The organism is Vibrio sp. 10N.286.46.A8 (genome assembly GCF_041470165.1).
GTDB classification, from domain to species: Bacteria; Pseudomonadota; Gammaproteobacteria; order Enterobacterales; family Vibrionaceae; genus Vibrio; species Vibrio tasmaniensis_A.
Window position 1 is genome coordinate 1 of record NZ_JBFRLX010000263.1, and the last position, 5506, is coordinate 5506.

Genomic DNA, 5506 nt, shown 5'->3' on the forward strand with positions numbered 1-5506 from the left:
ATAGGTATAGGTATAGGTGAGGTGGCTATTTTTCGGTGGAAGAGGTGAATGATTTTTTTTAAAAGACTAAAGCTTCGTAAGGGAAGCTCTAGTCTTAATTGCTTTAATGCGAATCTTGTTCAGCGTTAAAGCGCACTTTCCAACTTAGTTAGGAAAGTCGCGATGTCTTTTGAACTGATATCTCTATGAGTAACAAAACGTACAGGGTTACCTGGTGACATTGTAATGCCTTGCTCTCCTAACTCCCATGCGATGCGGTTAATATCAACCGACTGTTCTAACTTCGCAAACACAATATTAGTCTGAATGAAATCAGGGTTAACTGAGAAACCTTCTAACTTGCTTAGACCAATCGCTAGTTTTTTTGCGTTTTCATGGTCTACTTTAAGTTGAGCCACGTTCTCCGTGAGCGCCATTTTACCTGCTGCAGCAAGAATACCAGCCTGACGCATACCACCACCGACCATTTTACGCAATCGACGAGCTTTAGCGATGTACGCTTTGCTACCAAGAAGTAGAGAGCCAATCGGAGCACCCAAACCTTTTGATAAACAAATTGTCATCGAATCGAAGTGTTGTGCGATCTCTTTAATGTGAACATCTAGTGCAGCCGCCGCGTTATAGACACGCGCGCCATCTAAGTGCATTTGCAGGCCGTGTTGGTTTACGAACTCACGCGCTTCCGCTAGGTAAGAGATTGGCAGCACTTTACCATTGATTGTGTTTTCTAAACTAAGAAGCTTAGTACGAGCAAAGTGGCTGTCGTCTGGCTTAATCGCTGCAGCAAGCTTTTTAAAATCTAACGTGCCGTCAGGGTTGTTCTCGATTGGCTGAGGTTGAATCGAGCCTAATACTGCAGCGCCGCCAGCTTCGTATTTGTAGTTGTGCGCTTGTTGGCCACAAAGGTATTCGTCACCACGCTCACAGTGCGCCATTAAACCCAGTAGGTTGGCCTGTGTGCCGGAAGAAGTGAACATAGCCGCTTCAAAACCGGTTTCATTTGCAGCCCATTGTTCCAGTTCGTTGACGGTTGGGTCATCGCCATATACATCATCGCCTACTTCTGCATTTGCCATTACATCACGCATAGCTTGCGAAGGTTTAGTTACGGTGTCAGAACGAAAGTCCATGTTTATCTCCTAGAGTACTATTAGGTAGTCATATAATTGGCTATAGATGGCCACATAGTTGGGCTTTGCTTAAACAAGCGATGGTTTTGGTATCGGTAATTTGATCGTTGCGAATTTTATGTTGCAGTTCTTCCAAGCTAAGTTCGATAACCTCTATTACTTCATCTTCATCACATTCAAAGCGGGTAGTAAGGCTTAAGTCTTTTGCGATGAACAAGTGTTGGATCTCATCACAGAAGCCAGCTAAAGGGGTAACTTGTCCCAAGCTCTGGAAATAAGTTGCACTGTAACCCGTTTCTTCTTCGAGTTCGCGTTGTGCACATTGAAGAGGTGTCTCATCAATTTCCATCGTGCCAGCAGGGAGTTCCAAAAGCCATTTTTTAAGAGAAGGACGAAACTGGTTAATGAGGATGATTTTTCCAGACGAAGTGATAGGAAGAATAACGGCCGCGCCGGGGTGGTTTATTGTTGTATGTTTTACCACGACGTTCGTAGGGAGCGTCACGTTCTCTTCTATAAGAGAAATACTTTTCCATTGATGGATAACTTTACTCATGCAATCTGGCCACTTTCCTTGCCAATTTTTCTTATAACTGAAGACGTGTACCACCATAACGTCTATGGTGTCGAAAATAAAAGAAAAATTAGGGTTAACAATAGATTTAGTTTCACACCATTCGTGATGCTACTCTCATAATTGGAATCTATGATTGCGCGAAAATTGCAGCTTAACCATCTGATATAAAGGCAACTCAATAATAAAAGATACTTGTAACAAAGTGCTAACAAATGTATAAAAACGTATCTACACTCTCAACTGTTCAAAGATTTTCGGAGTAACGCATGAACCCTTCTATTTCCTCACATGCTGACAAGGCGCTACTCTCTGAAAGAATCAATAAATTAGCGCATGCTCTCTCTGATGGCGTTTATGAAAGAGAAGACACCATTAAGCTTTGTTTACTGGCGGCTCTGGCTGGCGAAAGTGTGTTCCTATTGGGCCCTCCGGGTATCGCAAAAAGCCTTATCGCTAAACGCCTCATCCAGGCTTTTGACAACAGTAGCTACTTCGAATATTTGATGACACGTTTCTCTACTCCTGAGGAAGTGTTCGGCCCACTAAGCATTCAAGAATTAAAAGACAACGGTCGTTACGTAAGGCTGACCGAAGGCTACCTACCAACCGCGCAAGTTGTATTCCTTGATGAGATCTGGAAAGCAGGCCCTGCCATTCTCAATACGTTACTGACTGTGGTTAACGAAAAGACATTTAAAAACGGCGCAGACATTGAGCGTGTGCCGATGCGCTTGTTGGTTTCAGCGTCTAATGAACTTCCTGACGAAGACAGTGGACTAGAAGCACTTTATGACCGAATGTTAGTTCGCGTGTTCGTCAACCGTATTCAAAACAAACAAAACTTCAAATCGATGCTAACGACAGGTACTTCTCAAGAAGCTGTCATTCCCAAAGGGTTAGCGATTACAGACATTGAATATCATCAATGGCAGAAAGAACTCGATAATCTGGAGTTGACGGATAATTCGTTTAACAAGTTATTTGAGCTAAAAACCATGCTTGAAGACACGGTTAAGAAGCAAGGCTCAGCGTCAGAGTCGGATTTGTATGTTTCGGACAGACGCTGGAAGAAAGCGGTTAAACTATTGAAAGCGAGCGCATTTTTCAGTGGCCGTGATAGCGTTAACCCGCTCGATATTATGCTTCTTCAAGATTGTTTGTGGCATAGCCCTGAATCTCGCGATGTGGTTCGTAGCGTTGTAAAAGATTTTGCGTTGAACCGAGCGTTTGATCAGCAAGAGTCTAAATCTCAAATCGAAATGTCTCGTGAAGAGCTAGAAGAGATTCAAGATGATGTTGAATCGACTCTGTCGGTGTCGCTCTCTGTGGAGTCGACCAGTGGCTTACGACGTAAAGACGTTTACCAACATGATATCAAGAACGCGAAAATGTACAGCGTCGGTAGCGCATACAATCTTATTAAATTGGTTATGCTGCAAAGCAATATGTCGGTGTCTGAATCTGAGAAAGGCGATAGTCGTTGGGTGTATGTAGCCAAAGATGATTTTGACCGTGTTCTAAAAGAAGGTCATGGCGACATTTATGGTTACGTAAACGAAAATAAAAATCTATGCCGCTTAAAGCTCGACTTGGATGCATCGAATCAATTAGTGATCAAAGATATTGCTAATCGTTCTGTATTGGTGAGTGTGGTGACTACTGACGGTTTAGATCAAGAACTGTATAACAAGTGGTTGAACGGCGCTGAGAAAGCCCTAGAACAGTTAACTGCAGCTGAATTCAAGTTAAAAAGAGTACGCACTGAATTCCATGACGCATTACCGCATAACTATATTGACCCTGATTTACCGAAAGCGATGGAATCAAGCTTACAGGCGGTAACACAAGAGCTTGAAACGACAAAAGTGAAGAGTAGCAAGATCGCGCAACGCATTAAGTTCATGAGTCAGTACTTTGAGTAAGAGGGGGAGCATATGTTAGGAGCTGACGGCTTAAACCTCGCTTTGATGGTGGCTGACTCAGGTATCATTGATACCGCGATGAATGATCTTATCGCTCGTTCTCAAGTGATGATGGCTGCTGAGAATAAAGGTGTGAAAACATCAGTCAAAAACCACTTAGTTAAATGGCGCGGTAAAGTAAAAAAACGCGTCACTAAAGTGTGTGAAACCGACCGTTTCCAAGAGGAAATCGCACTTTACCAAGAAGTGATTTACTGGGATGAATCTCAGTTCTTTGACGAGATTGATAGCGTTATCAAGAAGCTGGAGTGGCACTCAGCATTTTACCTACAAGCAAGACGTTTGATGGAAAACAATAAAGGTGTTTATAACGCGATGTTTCCACATTACTTTTGTGATCAATGGTACCAATCGCTATCAGACGCCATCAAACAAGCTCAAGTCACCGAACTCGAAACAAGCAAAGAAAAAGTCTTAGCTGATCTTTATCAGCGCATGGAAACCATGAAAAACATGGACAAAGTGACAGAGTCGGGCGATGAAGGCAGTGTAGGGCGTTTGTGGGACATGGCATCGGCCAAATTAAGCAAAACAGACCTAACCATCATGAAGCGCCACGCTGAGTTTCTGAATAAGCACAAGGGTTTGCAAGAGATCGCAGAAAAGCTAGGCCGTATGGCTGGTGAGGAAGATGACCCTTCGCTACACAAAGCCCCTGTAGAAGAACTACAGATGGTTGAAGAGAAAAGCGATGAAGCAGTCGATGATATCGTTGGGATTCATGAAAGTGATGATCTCAACAAGATGCTGCCAAACGAAACCATGTTTCTCGCTTACCCTGAACTTGAGGTTATCTTTTATAAGCACTTGGCCGACAAGCGTTTATTGAGCTATCGTTCGCAAGGTAAATCACGGACATTACGTAAAGTGAAAGCGCAAAAGCCTGATAGCAAGAATATCGATATTGAAAAGGGCCCGTTTATCGTCTGTGTCGACGCTTCGGGTTCTATGAGCGGTTTCCCAGAGCAGTCAGCCAAAGCTATGGCTTATGCGTTGATGCAGATAGCTCTAGCCGAAGAGAGAGACTGTTACGTGATTTTGTTCTCTTCTGAGCAGATTACCTATGAATTAACAAGGCAAGATGGCCTACGTGAAGCGAGTGACTTTTTAAGCTACTCATTCCATGGCGGTACAGATTTAGAACCTGTTCTGATGAAGTCGATTGATTTGATGACGGGTGACAAATACAAGAACGCAGATTTGATCGTGCTTTCTGACTTTATTGCTCCTAAGCAGTCTGATGAAATGATTGCTCAGGTCGAAAAATTGAAAGAGCACAAAAACCGTTTTCATGCGGTTAGTCTTTCGAAATATGGCAACCCACAACTTATGACGATGTTTGACCATTGTTGGGCTTACCATCCAAGCCTAGTCGGCCGTTTTATGAAGAAGTGGTAACGTCGAATTCCTTAATTTGCTCCATTTTGCTGCGTGTTTATTGATTGAAGAGATCGAACATGCAGCAATTTGATTTAAATGTCAGCAAACGGAATTGAAATTCATTTTTTTGTTTGACTATCTCCCCGCGATCCGTAAAGTAGGCACCCGAACACAGCGGTGTGGCTTGCTTTAGCCCCTAAAGTGTTGAATTGAAAAGGCGCCTTGGCAGAGTGGCTATGCAGCGGATTGCAAATCCGTGGACCTCGGTTCGACTCCGGGAGGCGCCTCCATTCTCTTTCTCTCTTTCATGAACAAGAAGAGATAAGCAAGAAGAATGAAATTGCGATACTAGCTCAGTTGGTAGAGCGCAACCTTGCCAAGGTTGAGGTCATCGGTTCGAACCCGATGTATCGCTCCAAATTTTGTAATGTTGATTC

The 5506-nt window shown here is 43.3% G+C and carries 4 protein-coding genes and 2 tRNA genes; 4 read left to right on the forward strand and 2 right to left on the reverse strand.

Annotation, left to right across the window (positions count from 1 at the left end; translation table 11 throughout):
- Positions 1 to 125: 125 nt before the first annotated feature.
- Positions 126 to 1130, reverse strand: a complete 1005-nt coding sequence (gene ltaE, locus AB4232_RS20880) for a low-specificity L-threonine aldolase (RefSeq protein ID WP_372087925.1) — start codon at positions 1128 to 1130, stop codon at positions 126 to 128.
- A 40-nt stretch (positions 1131 to 1170) separates the two neighbouring features.
- Positions 1171 to 1686 (reverse strand): NUDIX hydrolase, encoded by a 516-nt coding sequence (locus AB4232_RS20885; protein ID WP_009845430.1) that lies wholly within the window; start codon positions 1684 to 1686, stop codon positions 1171 to 1173.
- Between the two features lie 287 nt (positions 1687 to 1973).
- Here AB4232_RS20885 and AB4232_RS20890 point away from each other — a divergent pair, with 287 nt between their 5' ends.
- From AB4232_RS20890 to AB4232_RS20905, 4 genes are all read left to right on the forward strand, one after another.
- The gene (locus tag AB4232_RS20890) at positions 1974 to 3629 is read left to right on the forward strand and encodes an ATPase RavA domain-containing protein (protein ID WP_012600558.1); all 1656 of its coding nucleotides are present in this window, start codon (positions 1974 to 1976) and stop codon (positions 3627 to 3629) included.
- 12 nt (positions 3630 to 3641) lie between these two features.
- Positions 3642 to 5087, forward strand: coding sequence for an ATPase RavA stimulator ViaA (gene viaA / locus AB4232_RS20895; protein WP_135441605.1), 1446 nt, complete (start codon positions 3642 to 3644; stop codon positions 5085 to 5087).
- A gap of 198 nt (positions 5088 to 5285) precedes the next feature.
- Positions 5286 to 5359, forward strand: a tRNA-Cys gene (locus AB4232_RS20900).
- Between the two features lie 52 nt (positions 5360 to 5411).
- Positions 5412 to 5487, forward strand: a tRNA-Gly gene (locus AB4232_RS20905).
- The last annotated feature ends 19 nt before the right edge of the window (positions 5488 to 5506 follow it).

Coding starts and splice junctions, on each gene's coding strand:
- ltaE (WP_372087925.1), bottom strand. CDS start 1,130: ATGGACTTTCGTTCTGACACCGTAACTAAACCTTCGCAAGCTATGCGT.
- AB4232_RS20885 (WP_009845430.1), bottom strand. CDS start 1,686: ATGAGTAAAGTTATCCATCAATGGAAAAGTATTTCTCTTATAGAAGAG.
- AB4232_RS20890 (WP_012600558.1), top strand. CDS start 1,974: ATGAACCCTTCTATTTCCTCACATGCTGACAAGGCGCTACTCTCTGAA.
- viaA (WP_135441605.1), top strand. CDS start 3,642: ATGTTAGGAGCTGACGGCTTAAACCTCGCTTTGATGGTGGCTGACTCA.